The following is a 17,669-nucleotide window of genomic DNA, read 5'->3' on the forward strand; positions in this document are numbered from 1 at the left end:
CTGTTAAATAAAATAGGAGACGCACTGTGCTTTTTCTGCACTTTACGTCCCTTTTTAACCTGCGTATTTCAATTCTTTTTCCGCTTCGTTCGGGAGCGGGATGCCGGCGCGTCTGGCATAGGCCTTAAAATACATGCCAATGCGTGCGCCCAGCAGCGTATTTCGCTTGCTGATCTCGTTGCGGTGAATCGCCATGAACAGCACCTGCTTCTGTCCAATCAGCACCACACGCTTTTTAGCACGGGTGATTCCGGTATAGAGCAGGTTGCGGTAGAGCATGATGCTATGCGCTTTCAAAAGCGGCATGATAACCGTTTCATACTCAGAACCCATAGACTTATGGATGGTGGTGGCATAGGCAAGGTCCAGATTGACCATATCCTCTACGCTGTATTCCAGTTCTCGGCCAACTCCAAAATCGAGGCCCACACGCTTTCCGTTCTCACCGTCTTTGATATAACGGATAAAGCCCAGATCACCATTGGACACCTTTGCGGTGTTCTTGGTCTGCATAATACGGTCATTGACCCGGAAAACTTTGACGCCGATTTTGATCTCGTCTTCGGCGGAGCGAAACGGGTTGACCACTTCACGGATGGCCTCGTTGAGCTGTTCCGCTGATGCCGCACCTTCTGAGCGGAAGGGCGACAGAATCTGCACCCGGTCGATGCCGCTTTCCTCAATCTCTCTGCAATAACGGGAGATAATCCGCTCGGCGGCATCCGCCTGGTTATCGCTCGCCATGAACATGAAATCCGGCCCATAGTACAGCTTGGTATTGCCCTCGTTGATAAACTTGGCATTGTAGGCTATCAGGCTGTCTTTGGACTGGCGAAAAATCTGATCCAGCACAGTGACAGGCACCAACTTGCAGTCAATCAACTCACGGAACACATTTCCGGCTCCCACGCTGGGAAGCTGGTCCGGGTCGCCTACAAGCACGATTCGTGCCCCGTCCTTGATACGAGAGAAGAATTTATCTGCCAGCCACATATCTACCATGGAAAACTCGTCCACGATGATCAGATCAGCCGACAACGGCTCCTGCTGTTTCGTTCGGTTGACATCGTCCTCTTCGCTGCCGAGACCCAAACCACTGTGAAGTGTCCGGGCCATATCAAAGCCGGTGCTCTCTGCCATACGGCGGCTGGCTCTGCCCGTCGGCGCCATTAAGACGATTTGGCCGTCAGGGTGCAGCCGGCGATATACCTCCAGGATCGTTTTCAGAACCGTTGTTTTTCCGGTACCGGGAGAGCCTGTGATAATGGAAAGATTGTGGCGGTACGCCGCATAGACGGCAGCCTCCTGTTTGGAAGACAACACCACGCCCATCTCACGCTTGACCCGTTCCAGTACCCGCTCGATCCGCTCCGGTTCCGACGGCTCCACCAACCGCATAGCAATGCGGCGGGCGGTCTCGTCCTCCTGTGCAAACACCCGGGGCAGATAGATGTTATCCTTGACCGACACCACTTCTCCTTTGAGAATCATGTCCTGCAGCACATCTGCGACTTCCTGCGCCTGAAGGCGAAGTGCCGGCACAGGAATCTTGTTGTTGAGCAGCCGAAGTGCCTCTTTCTGCAGGGTTTCCCCGGGCAAGAACAGGTGCCCTTTGGAGCCTTTGCCATCTTCCAGCGCCCAGAACAGTGCTCCTTTGACCCGCATGGGGTCATGGAGGTCACCGCCGTTCTTCTGAACAATGGCATCTACACGCAAAAAGCCGAATCCAGATATCTGGCACAGTTCAAACGGACTCTTTTTCAAGATGTCCACACTGGCCGGCCCGAAATACTGATAGATCTTGAGCGCCGTTTTCGGCGTGATCTTAAACGGGGAGAGCAGAACCAAAAGATCCTGCAGCATCCGGCTCTCCGCATAGGAGGTCTTAATCTCCTCCAGCTTGCTTTCCGTGATACCCTTGATTTCCAAAAGCCGTTCCGGCTGCTTCTGCAGAATGTCCAGCGTGTCCTCTCCAAATCGGGATACAATCAGCGCGGCGGTCGCAGGCCCGATTCCTTTGATAAGGCCCGATGCCAGATACCCCTCCACACCGCTTTTGGTGCGAGGGACGATCTCGCGCCACTGCTCCACCTGAAGCTGCATACCATACTTGCCCTGCTTCCATTCACCGTCCAGTTCCAGCTCCACCGCATCCGTGCGGGGCAGTTCATAGCCGGTCGCCACAAAGCGGATCAGATGGTCTCTGTAGCGGCGGGTAGAACGGGCCTCCAGCGGCACCTCTTTGTCAGCAGTCTTCACACTGATAATGCAGAACCGATTTGCCGGGTTGTGATAAATCGTCCCGTCATAAGTTCCTTTATGGATCACTTCTTTTTTCCCTCCTTTAAGCCGCCTTGGTATCAGCTTTCACACTGAACCGGCGAAACTCCGAGATCGTGACATACTGCTCGTAGATATCAGGATGATCCAGTTTCAATCGGATCAGATTGTCCTTGTCGATGTTAGGCTTCCGCACCGGATTGTAGGTGACCGTATAATTTATGCCGTCCTGCTGGCAAATGGCTTTGCAGCTCTTGCCCATTTCGGCAATCAGTGCTCCCTTCAGCCGCTGCATATCCGCATCGATTTCCTTGCTGTTCTTTTCAGCACGTTTCTTTTCTTCTTGGAGCTGGAGATACCGCATCAGCTTGGCAGTCAGAGAATAATCAAAGGTCACCACAGGGGCGTCCTTATCCGCAGGGCCCGTATGCCGGCGCACGCTTTCAATTACAAGATCGCCCTCCTCGGTATAGGGCGGCGGTGTTTTGGCAAGGACATGGTTCTCCCAGAAATGTTGTTCCAAGAAAATCATCTCATCCTCATAAGCCTCGTCGCGGCGAATCTCACGAATGATGGTTTCTTCCTCGTTGTTGCCGTACAGACAGCAGAAGAAGCAGCGATTCACATCCATGACGGCCATGTAATGGCGCCCCTGGGTTTCGTAGTAGACCGGAACAGTTTCTTCCCCATTCAGCCACCAGTGATCCTTGGCATTGTAGTTTGTGGTTTTGATTTCCAGAATTGCGGTCGTACCATCCGGAAGTTCCACAAAGTAGTCCACATCCGCCAGCATCCAGGGATACTTGGGGTGCTGGAACATCTTCTTGACCTGATAGATCTTGTAGCCGGTCCGGTGCTGGAAAATTTTCGCCACTAGCGGCTCCAGCAGATGCCCCATTTCCAAAGCAACCCAGTTTTCTTCGTTGTCCTCAACCGCTGCAATATTCAGCTTGTCGTAGTACAGGTCACGGGCCGTCCGCCAGGGTGATATACCCAGCAGCGCAGCCACATCACTGCCACCAATTCCTTTTCGCCGATAAGCGAGCCATTCCTTTTCGGATAAGTCTGCGGTCTCGACCAATACCCGTGGTTGATGCGTTTCCTTCAATGCCGCACAGCTATCCGGCATACTCAGCACCCCCTCCTCGTCGGGCGAGGAACGACGTGCGCCTTCATCACCGGGCACTGCCTCTTGATAGGCTGCTGCAGTTTCTTGAACTTCCTCCAACTCTCGTTCGATTTTTTCTCTTTCACCATGATGTCATGGTTCGGCATTTTCGTGTTCATTTGTATACCTGCCTTTCTGATTTTTGATATATCCTCAAAGCCGCTTCCGGCATTTGGGCAAAAAAATAAGCGAGGGTGACTACGGCATACGCCTGCTGTCCACAGCAACCTGTGAACCAAAGTCATCCTCGCCAATAGGGAATGGGCATTCCCTGAAAATAGAAAAAAGCCAGTAATATACCGACCCATACGGGCGCAGTAATACTACTGGCACAAGTACAATCTTAACTGCGTGTGCAATGCGGGCCTTTGGCCTGCGGTACAGAACTTAGGTCTGTATCCCATACGGGAGGCGCACAAAAATCAATTACGAATCAAGTTTAGCACAATATATAGTGTTAGTCAAGTGTTGTTATCTATATATAGTGTTTTAATTATTTCTTTGTATCTGTCTGAGAATAAAAAATGAGAATTTGCAGAATTCAACCCGTTCCGTCCCTATATATAAAGCGTATAGATATGGCGTGTGGCTCCACCGCCTGTCTGTGCTCCTTTTGTACCTTGACAGACCCTATAATCTTTTCCTTTGGTGTGATACAGGGGTTGTGGATAGTGTGTGATGACTGCATGGAGCACGCCCATGGCTGAAATACTGCATAGCAGGCCCTGACAATACGCGGCGGAAAAGCCCGGCGCAGGAAATGGCCTTTGGAAGAGACCTGATACTTCCCGATGAATTTAAATGACTTCATTGTTTTTGTTGAAAACCTTTCCCTACAAACAGTAGAGGATATATGTAATTGCAAATAAAGGAGGGCAATTATGGAGAAAAGAAAACCCAATGACCTTTCGCCTGAGCAGTGCTTGGCGGTAGATACGGAATCGCTCTGCAAGCTGCTCGACTGCGGGCGGCACACTGCCGTTCAGATCGGCGACCTTGCCCATGCTCGCATCACCATGAATTCTCGTGTCCTCTGGAGCGTTCAGCGCGTAAAGGAATATCTTTACGAGATCTCATGCTGACAGAATCCTGCCCACCAGGGGCGCAACAGCACACCAACCATCGGGAGGTATCAATTTATGCCCAAAATTAGAAAAGACAACAAGGGCCGCAATCTCCGGCCAGGCGAAACCCAGCGTTCAGACGGCAGCTATATGTTTGTCTATATGCTGGGGAAAAAGAAAAAGTACATTTACGATACTGACTTAGCCGCTCTTCGCGCAAAAGAAAAGCAACTCACGAAAGATGCCGATGACGGCGTTCGTACCCAAGAGGCCATGAAAATCACCCTAAATGACATGTTCAAAGTTCTCATGGATACGAAACTCCAGTTGAAGGCTTCCACGCGGGCAAATTACGAATACCTTTGGAGCAGTTATATTAAGGACGAGCCGTTTGCTAACACTCCTCTGCCCAATATTCGTAAAAGCGATATCCTGACATTTTACACTAAGCTTTTGAAAAAGGGCTTTGCAATCAACTCGCTGGAAAGCATCAATAATCTGGTTCATCCCGCACTTGAATTGGCAGTCGATGATGACTATATCCGAAAGAACCCCAGCAAGGGTGTTTACCGTTCTCTAAAATCCGATGGAAGCGGAAAGCCTGCAAAAACAAGGATTGCGTTGACCAAGGAGCAGCAGAAGAACTTCCTGCGCTTCATTTCCAAATCGCCAATGTATAGTCACTGGCTGCCCGTCATGGTCGTGCTGCTTGGTACGGGACTGCGTGTGGGAGAGTGTACTGGGTTAACCAAAAACGATGTGGATCTGGAGAACAACACTATCTCCGTGAATCACAACTTGATTTATCGGGTCATTGATGGGAAAGCAGGCTTTCACATTACCACTCCCAAAACGGCAAGCGGTACTCGCACTATTCCCATCCTGTATCCGGAGGTTGCCGAACAGCTCCGTGCGCTGATTGAAGTGATGGACGCCTTGTACCCGGAGGATCTCGTGATGAACGGCTATCATGGTTTCCTCTTCCGAAACCGCTCTGGTTACTTTCTCAGTGCCCACAACATCAACCGGGCCATTGAGCGCATCTCCATCGCCTACAACGCCGAAGAAATGGACCAAGCAGAATTGGAAGACCGTGAGCCGGATCTATTGCCTCATTTCAGCGTACATAATTTACGGCACACCTTCTGCACCAGACTTTGCGAGAGCACAAATGACATTAAGTTCATCCAGCAAGTGATGGGACATGCTGATTTCTCCACCACCATGGACATCTACACCCATATCACGCAGGAAAACATGAAGGAAAAAGCAGAAGTGATCAAAGGCAATTTGGTGCTGATGTGAAAATTACAAAAAAGGGCAAATCCGCATCTCGAACGCGGATTTGCCCTTCATTTTGGCCCGTCTGGTGTCGTCTGGTTTCAAGCAAAAGTTGTAAAAAAGTTGTAGTCGCAAGCCCCTTTTGCTTCATCTTGTGTTGTCCGTTTCCGTCAGACACTACATATTGTGCTTTACTTGTCCAATGGCTTCATCGTGGGGAACAGAATGACCTCACGGATGGAGTCGGAGTTGGTCAGCAGCATGACGCAGCGGTCGATGCCGATGCCCAGACCACCCGTGGGGGGCAGACCGTACTCCAGAGCGGTGAGGAAGTCCTCGTCCATCATACCGGCCTCGTCGTCGCCCTTGTCCCGCAGTTCCACCTGCTTCTGGAAGCGCTGGCGCTGGTCAATGGGGTCGTTGAGCTCGGAGAAGGCGTTGCCCATCTCACTGTGGCAGATGAACAGCTCGAAGCGCTCGGTGAGACGAGGATCGCTGGGAGAGCGCTTGGCCAGGGGGGACACGTCCACGGGGTGCATGGTGATAAAGGTGGGCTGAATGAGCTTCTCCTCCACCTTCTGGTCAAAGCACTCGTACAGAGCGTTGCCCCAGGTCTTGTCGGCGGTCTCAGGCAGCTCTACGCCGATGGACTTGGCGGCAGCCACGGCCTCCTCGTCGGAGGTGATGGCCATAAAGTCGATGCCGCAGTACTTCTTGACCGCTTCGTGCATGGGCATACGGGGCCAGCCGGGGGTCAGGTCGATCTTCTCGCCCTGCCACTCCACCTGATAGGTGCCCAGGATCTTCTGCGCGGCGGAGGACAGCAGTTCCTCGAAAAGATCCATCATGTCGTTGAAATCGGCATAGGCCTGATAGAGCTCGATGGTGGTGAACTCAGGATTGTGCTTGGGGTCCATGCCCTCATTGCGGAAGATACGGCCGATCTCATACACCCGGTCCATGCCGCCCACGATGAGCCGCTTCAGGGGCAGCTCGGTGGCGATACGCATATACATGTCGATATCCAGGGTGTTGTGGTGGGTGATGAAGGGCCGGGCAGTGGCGCCGCCGGAGATGGTGTTGAGAACAGGGGTCTCCACCTCCATGAAGCCACGGGCATCCATGAAGTCACGGACGTACTTGATAAACTGGGAGCGGATGATGAAATTCCGCTTCACCTCGGGGTTGACGATCAGGTCCACATAGCGCTGGCGGTAACGCAGCTCCGTGTTGGTCAGGCCGTGGAACTTCTCAGGCAGGGGCAGCAGGGACTTGCTCAGCAGGGTCACCTTCTGCACACGGACAGACATCTCGCCACGCTGGGTGCGGAACACCTCGCCCTGCACGCCCACGATATCGCCGATGTCGTACTTCTTAAAGCGGTTATATTCCTCCTCATCCATCTCGTCCTTCCGGGCGTAGAGCTGGATGCGGCCGGACTTGTCCTGCAGATCACAGAAGGACACCTTGCCCATGCCGCGCTTGGACATGAGGCGGCCGGCAATGGACACCGGCTGACCCTCCAGGGCGTCAAAATTTTCCTTGATATTGGCGGAATCGTTGTCCACCGCATAGCGGGTAATCTGGAAGGGATCGTTGCCGCTCTCCTGCAGGTCCTTCAGCTTGTCCCGGCGGATCTGAAGCAGTTGGGACAGGTTCTCCTCCTGGGGAACCGCGTTGTTATTCTTCTCGGCCATGTATGCGCGCACTCCTATCTCTTTCTCTCCGGGATTCCGGAGTTTGTATTCTTACCGCTCTACCTTCAGCAGCTTGTACTCCACGCTGCCGGCGGGAGCGTCCACAACCACGTCGTCGCCCACATTCTTACCCAGCAGGGCACGGCCAAAGGGAGAGTCCTCGGAGATGACCCCGTTCATGGGATCGGCCTCCTGGGAGCCTACGATCTTATAGACCAGCTCCTCGTCAAACTCCTTGTCCAGCACGGTCACGGTGGAGCCGATGCGCACATAGTTGCCGCCGTCGTCGCTCTCGTCAATGACTACATAGTTGCTCAGAATCTCCTCCACCTCAGCAATGCGGGAGTAGAGCTTGCCCTGCTCGGTCTTAGCCTCATCGTACTCGCTGTTCTCGCTCAGGTCGCCGAAGGAGCGGGCCTCCTTGATCAGCTCCGCAACCTCCTTCTCGCGCACCGTCTTCAGATAGACCAGCTCGTCCTGCAGCTCCTGCAGGCGCTGAGGAGTCAGTTTATATTCTTTCGCCATGATATCTCGCACACCTTTCCAAACTTAGGCCGGAGGGCAGCGCCTCCGGACCCGGTCAAATATACAGGGTAACTATAAAAAGTTATAAGGATACAGTCTGTGTTATTATAGTTACTTTTCCGCCCTGTGTCAAGTAAATTCTAGCTCAAATTTACCAATTTTTCCCGTTTCCCACAGAGCCGCCAAGAGGCACAGATCCTGCCGGTCCTGGGGAGCCAATGCCTCTGCCTGGGGGATCACCTCTCCCATCTGAGGCGCTGTCCCCCACAGCAGCAGATCCTTCTCCCCCGCTCCCTCTCCGTCAAAGTAGACCGCCAGGGACACCTCCGTTCCATCCGGCTGCACTGGCAGGCCGTATTCCCTGCGAAGCCATAAAGACAGCTCCTCCCCGCCCTGGGGCGCGTTGACAGCTACCTGACGTACTAAGGGACACAACAGCTGAGCTGTTCGGGCCATATCCCGGTCCACGCTCCGGCTTCGAAGGGCTACGGTAGCGCTCTCCGGAGGGATCCCCCGCCGCTTCAACACAGCCAACACGATCTGTGGGGTATAAAAGCGCAGAAACGGGACAGGATCTACGCCGCTCAGCCCCCAGCGCTCCAGCACAGGCCACTGGTCAAAGCCCCGTGGAACCAGGACTCGCCGCACTCCGCCTTGAGCCAGCCGCTTTCCGCCGCGGCGCAGCCGTCCCTTCTCCCGCCAGCCGCCGGGCCGCACCCGGACCTGGAGCACACCCAGTCCATACAGGTCATGCCGCTCTGCCCGCTCCCGGCCATCGGGACTGAACACCAGCTGTCCCAACAAAACGCATCCCCCCTCCCGCAACGTTATGCGGAAGGGGGGATGTATTATGTGTTCGTTACAGCTTCTTCTTTACGCCGCCGCTGGTGGCATACAAAGTCATGCTGCCCAGGAAGTAGTTCACCGGGTCCACACGGCTGCCGTTCACACGGATCTCGAAGTGGAGGTGGTTACCGGTGGAAGAACCAGTGGTTCCCACATAGCCCACTACCTGGCCCTGAGACACCGTCTGTCCCTTGGACACGCCACGGCGACTCATGTGGGCATACAGGGTAGAGGTACCGTCGCTGTGGCTGACCACTACGTAGTTGCCGTAAGAGCTGTTATAAGTAGAGGTGGTTACCACACCGCTCTTGGCCGCCAGAATGGAGGTACCAGCCGGAGCAGGAATGTCAATGCCGGTGTGATTGTTGGGCCGTCCGGTCACCGGGTGGGTCCGGCCTCCAAAGAGGGAAGAAAGGGTATTATAGCCAGGTAGAGGCCACATAAAGCCCGATTCGCTGACTACGTTGGAGATCTGGCTGGCCAGTTCCTTCTCCGCAGCCGCAATCTCCTTATCCACTGCATCGGCCGCCGCCCTCAGCTGAGCTTCTGCCTTTTCCACCTCAGCCTGCTGGCTGCTGATCTGATCGATCAGCGCGTCAACTTCAGATTTTTGCGTCTTCAGGCTGGCCTTGGCAGCCTCCTGCTCGTCCTTGGCCGCCTGCTGCTCCTGGCGGGCAGTCTCCAAATCCGCCTTATCCTGCGCGATCTGCTCCCGGATGGCAATGAGCTCATCCATGACCTGGTTGTCATAGTCCATGATCTCTTCCACCATCATGGCATTGTCCAGCAGGTCTGCAAAGTCCTTGGAGGAAAACAGGATAGACCAATAGGAGACCTCACCCTGCTCCTCCATGTAGCGCACACGCTCACAGAACAGCTCATACTGGGCCTGCTCCTTCTCCTCCGCCTCGGCCAGCTCCACCTGCTTTTGGGCAATAAGCTCGTCGTATTTGGAGATCTGAGTCTGAATGGTATCGATTTCCGCCTGGGTCGCGTTGATCTGCTGCTCCAGCAGAGTCTTCTGCTCCAGGGCCTTGTTTTTGTCTTCCTTGATGGCTGCCAACTGATTCTGCAGCTCCTTCTGCTGATCGCGCAGATCAGAAGCGTTATCCTTCAGTTCATCAATTTCCGCCTGAGTTACAGCCGAAGCGGGAACTACCATAGTCTGGGGCACCAGGGGGATGGCCAGGGACAGCACCAGAGCCACCACCAGCAGGCGCTTTACAATCGTTTTCCAGTTTTTGGTTTTCTTCTGTTCCATTGCCTGCCTCCTGTTATCGAACTAAAATATTTGCCAGCATGGGCAGAAGCATCAAGACAACCAGCACACTTGCCATCACGCCCATGAAAATACGCTGCTTTTTCGGCCGCACTGCAATACTCCTTTCCCGTTAAACCTGCAGGAACTTCCGGATGGCCAGCACCGATCCCACAACACCGATCAGCAGTCCCGCACCGCAGAACACAGGCAGGATGTTAACGATCAGCGAAGTAAAGGGAAGGATGGTAACCAGGGACATTCCGTCGGACTGAATGACCGCCTTGCCTACCAGTTCATATACACCCCACTGGAGGAAAAATGCTACAACCGCACCGGCCAGTCCCAGGATCATACCCTGCACAATGAAAGGCCATCGGATAAATGCGTTGGTAGCACCGCACATCTTCATGATGGCGATCTCCTCCCGGCGATAGAAGAAGGCCAGTTTGGTGGTGTTTGCAATAATAAACAGGGAGACTACCGCCAGAATACTGACCAGCACGATAGCTACGCCGGCAGCAATGTTGCGCACCGTGACGAAGCCCTGAGCGATATCGAGTGCTGCACGGGTGTTTACAATACCCGGGATCAGCTTCACCTGCTCTACCGCAGCTTCCATCTGTTCAATATCCTTCACATGGATCTCAAAGCGGTCCCGAAGTACCTCATCAGGCAGGTCGGCCACCAGGGGATTGTTCTCCCGTCCTGCCTTGTAGTCCTCCATGGCCTCACCCTTGGTCACAAAAGTGACGTCAGATACGTTAGGCACCGCCTCAATCTCCGATTGCAGCGCACGGGACTGCTCCTCTGTGTAAGTTTCATCCACATAAGCCAGGAAAATATTTTCCGCTTCCAGATCACCCAGCATGTTGTCCAGGTTGACTGCAACCAGGGAGAAAGACCCCATGATCAGCAGACAAGCCACGATCATACATACGGCAGCAAAAGACATAAATCCATGGGTAAAAATAGAGTGGACACCTTCGCTGCAATAATATCCCAGATCAAATTTTTTCGCCATTGTAGTACCCACCCGTTTCGTCATTGATGATTCGGCCATCCTCGATGGCCACGACCCGCTTTCCAAAGCGGTTGACCAGATTCTTCTCGTGAGTCACCACCAGCACGGTAGTCCCCAACTCATTGATGCGCTCCAGCAGCATCATGATTTCCAGCGAGCGGTTGGGGTCCAGGTTACCGGTCGGCTCGTCGGCAATGATCATATTGGGGTTGTTCACCAGAGCCCGGGCAATGGCCACACGCTGCTGCTCGCCGCCGGAGAGCTGTCCGGGATACCGGTCCGCCTTCTGCTCCAGGCCCACCAGCTGCAGCACATAGGGGATGCGCCGCTTCAGGTCCCGGTTGGACGCGCCGATCGCCCGCATGGCAAAGGACAGGTTTTCGTATACTGTCTTTTTCTCGATCAGACGGAAATCCTGGAAAATGATACCCAGCGTGCGGCGCATCAGAGGCACCTGCTTGGGGCTGATGTTGCTCATGCTGTATCCGTTGACCATGAGTTTGCCCTGGGTCAGGGCGATCTCACCGGTAATCAGCTTAATGATGGTAGACTTTCCAGAGCCAGAGGGGCCTACCAGAAAGACAAATTCACCATCGTCAATGCGCATATTGACCCCCTTCAGGGCCTTGGTTCCGTTGTCGTATTCTTTGTAGACGTCAATAAAACGTATCATAATATGTAAACCCTCGTATACTTAAAATAGCTGTCATAATTTTTGACGATAACCAGGAAAGTTTGTTCCCTCTTTGGAGCACATTTCCCGGGAAAGATTTCACTATTTAGGTTACACCCGTAACCCTTCCCTTGTCAATGGGAAATTGCGGTTTTATGTCACCTTTTCCGATTTCCCTCAGGAAATACAAAAAGGCCTCCGCCTGCCTCAGGGCAGACGGAGGCCTCGTCCTGTCTTTAAGGAAGGGCGTGAGACCGCCGGAAAATCAGTGCATCAGGACTCAATTCCCCGGGAAATCAGATACTTCTTGACCATCAGAGCCACCTTGAAGGTGATGGCATCGTCAAACTCACGCAGATCCAGTCCAGTCAGCTTCTTGATCTTCTCCAGACGATAGACCAGCGTATTACGGTGTACGAACAGCTTACGGGCTGTCTCGGACACGTTCAGGTTGTTCTCAAAGAACTTGTTGATAGTGAGCAGAGTCTCCTGATCCAGGGCGTCAATGGGATTCTTCTTAAAGACCTCCTGGAGGAACATCTGACACAGAATCGTGGGCAGCTGATAGATCAGACGGCCAATACCCAGATTCTCATAGTTAATAACCGTCTTTTCGGTGTCAAACACCTTGCCCACATCGATGGCCACTCCGGCCTCTTTATAGGCCCGGGCCAGATCGCGGATATGGTTGACCACCGTACCGATACCGATCACAACCTTGATACCCAGCTCCTGGGTCACGGCAGTAGCGATCTGCTTGGCGATCTTCTGCAGCTCCTTGGCGTCCGCTCCCTCGGGCAGCTGCTTAATGAGGGCCACGTCAGTCTCGTTGATGGAGATGACGAAATCCGTCTGCTTGTCCGGGAAGAGGTTCTGGATCACGTCGATGGTAGTCACATCGGCAGGACCCAGCTGGCGCACCAGGAAGGCGGCACGGGGAGCCTCGGAGACGAAGTGGAGCTCCTTGGCCTGGGTATAAATATCTCCCAACAGGATGTTGTCGGAGATAATATTCTTTACAAAAGTAGCCTTATCATGCTTTTCTTCATAATAAGTCTTGGCGCCGTTGAATGCCACTACCGCCATGGCGCACAGCGCCCCGGCCAGATCATCCTCGCCCTTTACAAACGCGGCATAATCAAACTGGGCCCCCCAACCGGCAAGGGGTTTAAAGGTCTTGCCCTCAAAATGGGCTGTGGCATTGTCCGAGGAGTTGACCGCGGCGACAGCGCCAGACCAATGCTCTCCAATACAAGTGAGCTCACTGCAGGCCACCACGATTCCGTCTGCATCGATCACGCCTACCATGCGATCGATGCTGTCCTTCATTTGGAGCACGACTCCTTGAAACATCCTGCTGGACACGATAATCCCTCCCAAGTTATTCTCATAACACTATTGACATTATAACGGTACGCCCCCGGTTTTGGCAAGGGGGTTGTCCCATTTTTTTGTTCAAAACGCACAATTTTTTTGTCTCTTCATCCTCGAGCGGCCTTGAGGCCCTGTACTTCCTGCTCTGTCAGGAACCGCCACTGGCCTTTTTCCAGCTTTTCATCCAGCTTCAGCGGCCCCATGGACAGCCGTTTGAGGTAAAGTACCGGCTTGCCCCGGGCAGCCAGCATCCGTTTGACCTGGTGGTATTTTCCCTCCCGGAGAGTGACCAGACACTCACTTCCATCGCCCAGAGGCTCCAGGCCGGCAGGAAGGCAGACCAGGCCGTCTCCCAATGTCATGCCCTGGGACAGGATCCGGACATCTTCTTTATCAATCTGTCCATCCACTCGGGCATAATAGACCTTATCCACATGTTTGCGGGGAGAGAGCAGGTCGTGGCCCAGAGGGCCGTCATCGGTGAGCAGCAGCAGCCCTTCCGTATCCTTATCCAACCGTCCCACCGGAAACAGTCCCCGGCGGCGCAGATGCTCTGGCAGCAGATCCAGCACGGTGGACTGCTTCTTATCCTGAGTAGCGGAAAGCAGCCCGGCTGGCTTATGCAGCATGATGTACACACAAGGAGCGCAGTCCACGACCTCCCCATCCACTTGGATGCAGGCGCTCTGGGGCTCGCATTTATCCTCCGGCCGTCCCGCGGGGCGTCCGTCCACCAGCACTCGTCCCCGGGCAATGAGTTCCTTGACCTCTTTGCGGGACCAACGTCCTGTAGATGCCAGAAGCTTATCCAGACGTTCCATCGCCACGGTTGATACCTCCTCGCTTATGTGGTATGTTTCGGTTCATTTTACCAAGGGAGAGAAAAAATTTCAATCAAAACCCATTCTCTCCCACAAAAGCACTCCCCAGCCATGAATATTCCGGTCCTTTGGTACATAAACTGCACCAAGATGCTGGATGTGGAAGGAGAATGCGCTGTGTTTATTCTTACCGCCAGACTGCCAAGGCGAAAGCTGGCGATCAGCGTGGCCGCCGCGGCGCTGCTGTGCTGCGCCGGACTGGTGATGAATCTCGATCCCCCCGCCCTGCCCACGGTGGCCGCCAGTACCGCCCCGGACACTACAGGGATCAGTTCCAACGAAGACCGGGTCTCGTTTTTGAGTCAATACGGCTGGCAGGTAAACCAGGAACCTCTGGTCACAGAGGAGCTTACCATCCCCAAAGAGATGGACGAGAGCTATGACGAATATTTGGAGCTGCAAACCGCTCAGGGATTCGATTTGACCAAATATGCCGGAAAACGGGTCAAGCGGTACACCTATGAAATCACCAATTATCCCTCTGGGGAGACGGGCGTACAGGCCAACCTTTTGATCTACCGGGACAAAGTGGTGGGCGGGGAAGTCCTCTCTCCCCAGATGAACGGCTTTGTCCACGGACTATCCATGCCACAGGGATAATACAGAACACACGCGGCGGCGCGCCGGAACAGTTCCGGTGCGCCGCCGCAGTGCTGGCAGAGATTATTTCCCGGTCATCTTTTCCATATCTGTCTTGGCATCTTTGGCGGCATTTTCTACCCCCTGCCCAATGTCCTTGGCAGCATTTTTGGTATCCTTGCCTGCGTCTTTCAGGGTATTTTCCGTACCTTTCATCAATTCGTTCCAGCTATCTTCCAAGGCCTTGCCCAGCTGCTCCCACTCGCTGCTGCCCGCTTGGCGATAGCGCTTCACGGTACCATCTCCGTCAGCATAGTATCGGCTGTCCGGCAAATACTGCCGTCCAGTCGATGTTGAGGTCCGGTAGCCCGCGGCGGACATGCCGGTATTGTTCAGCATACCCACCCCGTTCTCCTGCCCCTTGGCGCTGCAGGAGGCCAGAGAAACTGTCATCACCACGGCCCCGCACAGGCCCAGCCATCTCCCATTCATCGCTGTTTCCTCCCCATCATCCGATGATTTGGATGTGCCATCCGGCATTTAGTATGGTCGGGATAGATCCAGACATGCGGGTAAAACCTTGACAGCCACGCAATGGAAACACATTTGGCATAAAAATGCCGCAAAGCTTCCGCTTTGCGGCATTTATGCGATTGATTGACGGAAGAGTGCTTACTCCTCCTCGTCCGCCTCCACAGTGTCGTCGGACAGGTCCAGAGAGAAGCGGGTCTCACAGTTGGGGCACTGGATCTCTCCGGCAGCGAGGGCCTCGTCATCAATGACCAGCGGCTCCTCACAGTTGGGGCACTCGACCTCAAAGAAGTCGTCCTCCTCGTCATCGTCTTCCTCGTCTTCACCGAACACCTCGGACTCCACGTCAGCCAGGTCGTCGGAGAGCACATCGATCTCCTCACCCAGGGCCAGGGCGTTCTCCTCCAGATCCTCGATGGACAGGCCCACCTCTTCCAGGATGCCGATCATCACAGAGATCAGCTTACCCTCCTTGGACTTCTCAGTGTCCAGATTCAGGCCCTCAGCCAAGCCCTTCAGATAAGCGACTTTTTCAGAAATGGTCATGGGGTACTCCTTTCTGAGGCGCAGCCTCAAACACGATTACTTTTTTCAGGGGACGGCATAATTGCAGCGGCTCGGGCGCTTAGCATTATCACGCCTCGCCTGCTCACGACGCGCGGCTTCCCTTCGTCTCAGAACACAAACAGACCCGCTTTGCGGCTCTTGGTTTGTATTCCTCGCTCCGGTCCATCCGCGCTGTTCACAACGGCTCGGGCGCTTAGCCCTTGCAGCGCTCCAGGTACTCGCCGGTACGGGTATCGATCTTGATCTTGTCGCCGGGGTTGATGAACAGGGGAACCTTGATCTCAGCGCCGGTCTCCAGGGTAGCGGGCTTGGTCACGTTGGTAGCGGTGTCGCCCTTAAAGCCGGGATCGGTCTCGGTGACCTCCAGCTCCACGAAGGTGGGGGGCTCCACGCCGAAGACACTGCCCTTGTAGGACATGACCTTGCAGCTCATGTTCTCCTTCACGAAGCGGAAGGAGTCGCCCAGCAGATCCTTGCTGATGGGCAGCATGTCGAAGGTTTCCATGTCCATGAAGTAGTACAGATCACCATCGTTGTAGCTGTACTCCATGTCCTTGCGCTCAACAAAGGCCTGCTCAAACTTGGCGGTGGGGTTGAAGGAGGTCTCGGTCACGCCGCCGGTGATGATGTTCTTCATCTTGGTACGGACAAAGGCGGCGCCCTTGCCGGGCTTTACGTGCTGGAACTCGACGACCTGCATGACCTTACCGTCCATCTCGAAGGTCACGCCGTTGCGGAAATCACTGGCGGAAATCATTGCCATAGGAATCATCCTCCATTGTGTTTTTAATGAACTAATTTATTTTACCCTGTTTCCCTTGTTTTGACAAGGGGGTTTGCTAAAATTCCGGCAAATCACAGAACAATCAGGTCTTTGGGGGAGCGGGTCAGGTCTTCGCAGCCTCCCTCCCGCAGTACCAGAACGTCCTCAATGCGCACTCCGAACTTGCCCGGCAGATAGATCCCCGGCTCGGCGGAGATCACCGCACCGGAAGGCATCGCTTCCTGCTGGGAGGGCGAGGCGTTGGGCGCCTCATGGATCTCCAGTCCCAGAGAGTGGCCGAAGCTGTGGGTGAAGTACTCGCCGTACCCCGCCTCAGCGATTACCTGACGTGCCGCAGCGTCGATCTCACTGCCTGTCACCCCGGCCCGCGCAGCGGCAATCCCCGCCTTCTGAGCCTGGAGAACAGTATGGTACACCTTCTCCATCTCCTCCGTGGGTTGTCCCACCGCCACGGTACGGGTCATGTCGGAGCAATAGCCGTCCCAGATGCAGCCAAAGTCCATGGTGACGAACATCCCGGCTTGGATTACGGTCTCTCCCGGCACCGCGTGGGGCATGGAGCCGTTGGCTCCCGCCGCTACGATGGGATCAAAGGACACCTTGCGGGCGCCCCGGCGCAGCATCTCATACACCAGCCGGGCAGCTACCTGCTGCTCGGTCATACCCGGACGGATAAAGTTCAAAATCTCCCGAAACGCCTGGTCAGTGATCTCCTGAGCCCGGCGCATGGCGGACAGCTCCTCCTCGTCCTTAGACGCCCGCAGCTGGGTAAGCAGCTTCTGGGCCGGTACCAACTGGCAGGGCAGCGCGTCGCACAGGCGCTGATACTGCTCTACATTCATATATCCACTCTCAAAGCCCACCCTTTCAAATCTCTGGGCACGGATATAATCCCGAGCCAGGGACAGATGTCCCTTCTGCGCCGAGATCAGGGAGAGTTGAACCCCCTTCACCTGTTTTTGCGCGGCTTCGATATACCGCCCGTCGGTGGAGTAGTGAGCCCCCTGCCTGCCTACCAGCAGCCAGCCCTCTCCCTGAAAACCCAGAGCGTAGCGCTCCCCCGGCTCGCTGGTGATCAGCATAGCGTCCAGGTTATATTCCTCCAGAGATCTGGAGATTTTTTCAATGTGATTCATG

17 protein-coding genes are annotated in these 17,669 nt (G+C 54.5%); 3 read left to right on the plus strand and 14 right to left on the minus strand.

From position 1 onward, the window contains the following. Positions 1-54: 54 nt before the first annotated feature. A complete protein-coding gene (recD2, locus tag ACEVJL_RS07755) occupies positions 55-2,328 on the minus strand; it encodes an SF1B family DNA helicase RecD2 (protein WP_287878482.1) in 2,274 nt (757 codons plus the stop codon). A gap of 16 nt (positions 2,329-2,344) precedes the next feature. Further along, entirely contained in the window at positions 2,345-3,508 is a 1,164-nt protein-coding gene (locus tag ACEVJL_RS07760) for a YqaJ viral recombinase family nuclease (RefSeq protein WP_353845855.1), read from the minus strand. An 821-nt stretch (positions 3,509-4,329) separates the two neighbouring features. Here ACEVJL_RS07760 and ACEVJL_RS07765 point away from each other — a divergent pair. Both ACEVJL_RS07765 and ACEVJL_RS07770 read left to right on the plus strand, forming a co-directional pair. Further along, on the plus strand, positions 4,330-4,530 hold the full coding sequence (locus tag ACEVJL_RS07765; protein WP_007713156.1) for a hypothetical protein: 201 nt from the start codon (positions 4,330-4,332) through the stop codon (positions 4,528-4,530). Positions 4,531-4,587: 57 nt separating this feature from the next. Continuing rightward, positions 4,588-5,817 (plus strand): site-specific integrase, encoded by a 1,230-nt coding sequence (locus tag ACEVJL_RS07770; protein ID WP_287878475.1) that lies wholly within the window; start codon positions 4,588-4,590, stop codon positions 5,815-5,817. A gap of 167 nt (positions 5,818-5,984) precedes the next feature. Here the strand turns inward: ACEVJL_RS07770 and lysS are convergent, their stop codons facing one another. The 8 genes from lysS to ACEVJL_RS07810 form a co-directional block, all read right to left on the minus strand. Continuing rightward, positions 5,985-7,490 carry a lysine--tRNA ligase gene (lysS, locus tag ACEVJL_RS07775; RefSeq protein ID WP_374737408.1) on the minus strand — a complete coding sequence of 502 codons (1,506 nt, stop codon included), beginning with the start codon at positions 7,488-7,490 and terminating at the stop codon, positions 5,985-5,987. A 51-nt stretch (positions 7,491-7,541) separates the two neighbouring features. Further along, a complete protein-coding gene (gene greA, locus ACEVJL_RS07780; protein WP_008980237.1) occupies positions 7,542-8,015 on the minus strand; it encodes a transcription elongation factor GreA in 474 nt (157 codons plus the stop codon). 129 nt (positions 8,016-8,144) lie between these two features. Continuing rightward, positions 8,145-8,819 (minus strand): hypothetical protein, encoded by a 675-nt coding sequence (locus tag ACEVJL_RS07785; RefSeq protein ID WP_374737409.1) that lies wholly within the window; start codon positions 8,817-8,819, stop codon positions 8,145-8,147. Positions 8,820-8,874: 55 nt separating this feature from the next. Then, complete coding sequence (locus ACEVJL_RS07790; RefSeq protein WP_110441098.1) at positions 8,875-10,122, minus strand: murein hydrolase activator EnvC family protein; 1,248 nt, start codon at positions 10,120-10,122, stop codon at positions 8,875-8,877. Positions 10,123-10,252: 130 nt separating this feature from the next. Further along, entirely contained in the window at positions 10,253-11,143 is an 891-nt protein-coding gene (gene ftsX / locus ACEVJL_RS07795; RefSeq protein ID WP_235396026.1) for a permease-like cell division protein FtsX, read from the minus strand. Then, the gene (gene ftsE / locus ACEVJL_RS07800; RefSeq protein WP_008980233.1) at positions 11,127-11,816 is read right to left on the minus strand and encodes a cell division ATP-binding protein FtsE; all 690 of its coding nucleotides are present in this window, start codon (positions 11,814-11,816) and stop codon (positions 11,127-11,129) included. Before ftsE ends, ftsX begins: the two co-directional genes overlap by 17 nt. Positions 11,817-12,089: 273 nt before the next feature. After that, on the minus strand, positions 12,090-13,181 hold the full coding sequence (locus tag ACEVJL_RS07805; RefSeq protein ID WP_110441099.1) for a PucR family transcriptional regulator: 1,092 nt from the start codon (positions 13,179-13,181) through the stop codon (positions 12,090-12,092). Positions 13,182-13,297: 116 nt separating this feature from the next. After that, positions 13,298-14,011: a pseudouridine synthase gene (locus ACEVJL_RS07810; RefSeq protein ID WP_374737506.1), complete on the minus strand. Its 714-nt coding sequence runs from the start codon at positions 14,009-14,011 to the stop codon at positions 13,298-13,300. Between the two features lie 177 nt (positions 14,012-14,188). Here ACEVJL_RS07810 and ACEVJL_RS07815 point away from each other — a divergent pair, with 177 nt between their 5' ends. Beyond that, a complete protein-coding gene (locus ACEVJL_RS07815) occupies positions 14,189-14,671 on the plus strand; it encodes a DUF4830 domain-containing protein (protein WP_020989516.1) in 483 nt (160 codons plus the stop codon). Positions 14,672-14,734: 63 nt separating this feature from the next. Here the strand turns inward: ACEVJL_RS07815 and ACEVJL_RS07820 are convergent, their stop codons facing one another. The 4 genes from ACEVJL_RS07820 to ACEVJL_RS07835 form a co-directional block, all read right to left on the minus strand. Further along, positions 14,735-15,142, minus strand: coding sequence for a hypothetical protein (locus ACEVJL_RS07820; protein ID WP_110441101.1), 408 nt, complete (start codon positions 15,140-15,142; stop codon positions 14,735-14,737). A 180-nt stretch (positions 15,143-15,322) separates the two neighbouring features. Next, positions 15,323-15,727, minus strand: a complete 405-nt coding sequence (locus ACEVJL_RS07825) for a CD1247 N-terminal domain-containing protein (protein ID WP_020989514.1) — start codon at positions 15,725-15,727, stop codon at positions 15,323-15,325. 214 nt (positions 15,728-15,941) lie between these two features. After that, the gene (efp, locus tag ACEVJL_RS07830) at positions 15,942-16,505 is read right to left on the minus strand and encodes an elongation factor P (RefSeq protein WP_008980227.1); all 564 of its coding nucleotides are present in this window, start codon (positions 16,503-16,505) and stop codon (positions 15,942-15,944) included. Positions 16,506-16,603: 98 nt separating this feature from the next. Beyond that, positions 16,604-17,668, minus strand: coding sequence for an aminopeptidase P family protein (locus tag ACEVJL_RS07835; RefSeq protein ID WP_374737410.1), 1,065 nt, complete (start codon positions 17,666-17,668; stop codon positions 16,604-16,606). Between the last annotated feature and the right edge of the window lies 1 nt (position 17,669).

Origin of the sequence: Flintibacter porci (assembly GCF_041925195.1) — a bacterium.
Lineage (GTDB): Bacteria > Bacillota > Clostridia > Oscillospirales > Oscillospiraceae > Lawsonibacter > Lawsonibacter porci.

Bases quoted from the DNA above. Each gene is read 5' to 3' on its own strand.
- ACEVJL_RS07765 (WP_007713156.1), top strand. From the start codon at position 4,330: ATGGAGAAAAGAAAACCCAATGACCTTTCGCCTGAGCAGTGCTTGGCG.
- ACEVJL_RS07770 (WP_287878475.1), top strand. From the start codon at position 4,588: ATGCCCAAAATTAGAAAAGACAACAAGGGCCGCAATCTCCGGCCAGGC.
- lysS (WP_374737408.1), bottom strand. From the start codon at position 7,490: ATGGCCGAGAAGAATAACAACGCGGTTCCCCAGGAGGAGAACCTGTCC.
- greA (WP_008980237.1), bottom strand. From the start codon at position 8,015: ATGGCGAAAGAATATAAACTGACTCCTCAGCGCCTGCAGGAGCTGCAG.
- ACEVJL_RS07790 (WP_110441098.1), bottom strand. From the start codon at position 10,122: ATGGAACAGAAGAAAACCAAAAACTGGAAAACGATTGTAAAGCGCCTG.
- ftsX (WP_235396026.1), bottom strand. From the start codon at position 11,143: ATGGCGAAAAAATTTGATCTGGGATATTATTGCAGCGAAGGTGTCCAC.
- ftsE (WP_008980233.1), bottom strand. From the start codon at position 11,816: ATGATACGTTTTATTGACGTCTACAAAGAATACGACAACGGAACCAAG.
- ACEVJL_RS07810 (WP_374737506.1), bottom strand. From the start codon at position 14,011: ATGGAACGTCTGGATAAGCTTCTGGCATCTACAGGACGTTGGTCCCGC.
- ACEVJL_RS07820 (WP_110441101.1), bottom strand. From the start codon at position 15,142: ATGAATGGGAGATGGCTGGGCCTGTGCGGGGCCGTGGTGATGACAGTT.
- ACEVJL_RS07825 (WP_020989514.1), bottom strand. From the start codon at position 15,727: ATGACCATTTCTGAAAAAGTCGCTTATCTGAAGGGCTTGGCTGAGGGC.
- efp (WP_008980227.1), bottom strand. From the start codon at position 16,505: ATGATTTCCGCCAGTGATTTCCGCAACGGCGTGACCTTCGAGATGGAC.
- ACEVJL_RS07835 (WP_374737410.1), bottom strand. From the start codon at position 17,668: ATGAATCACATTGAAAAAATCTCCAGATCTCTGGAGGAATATAACCTG.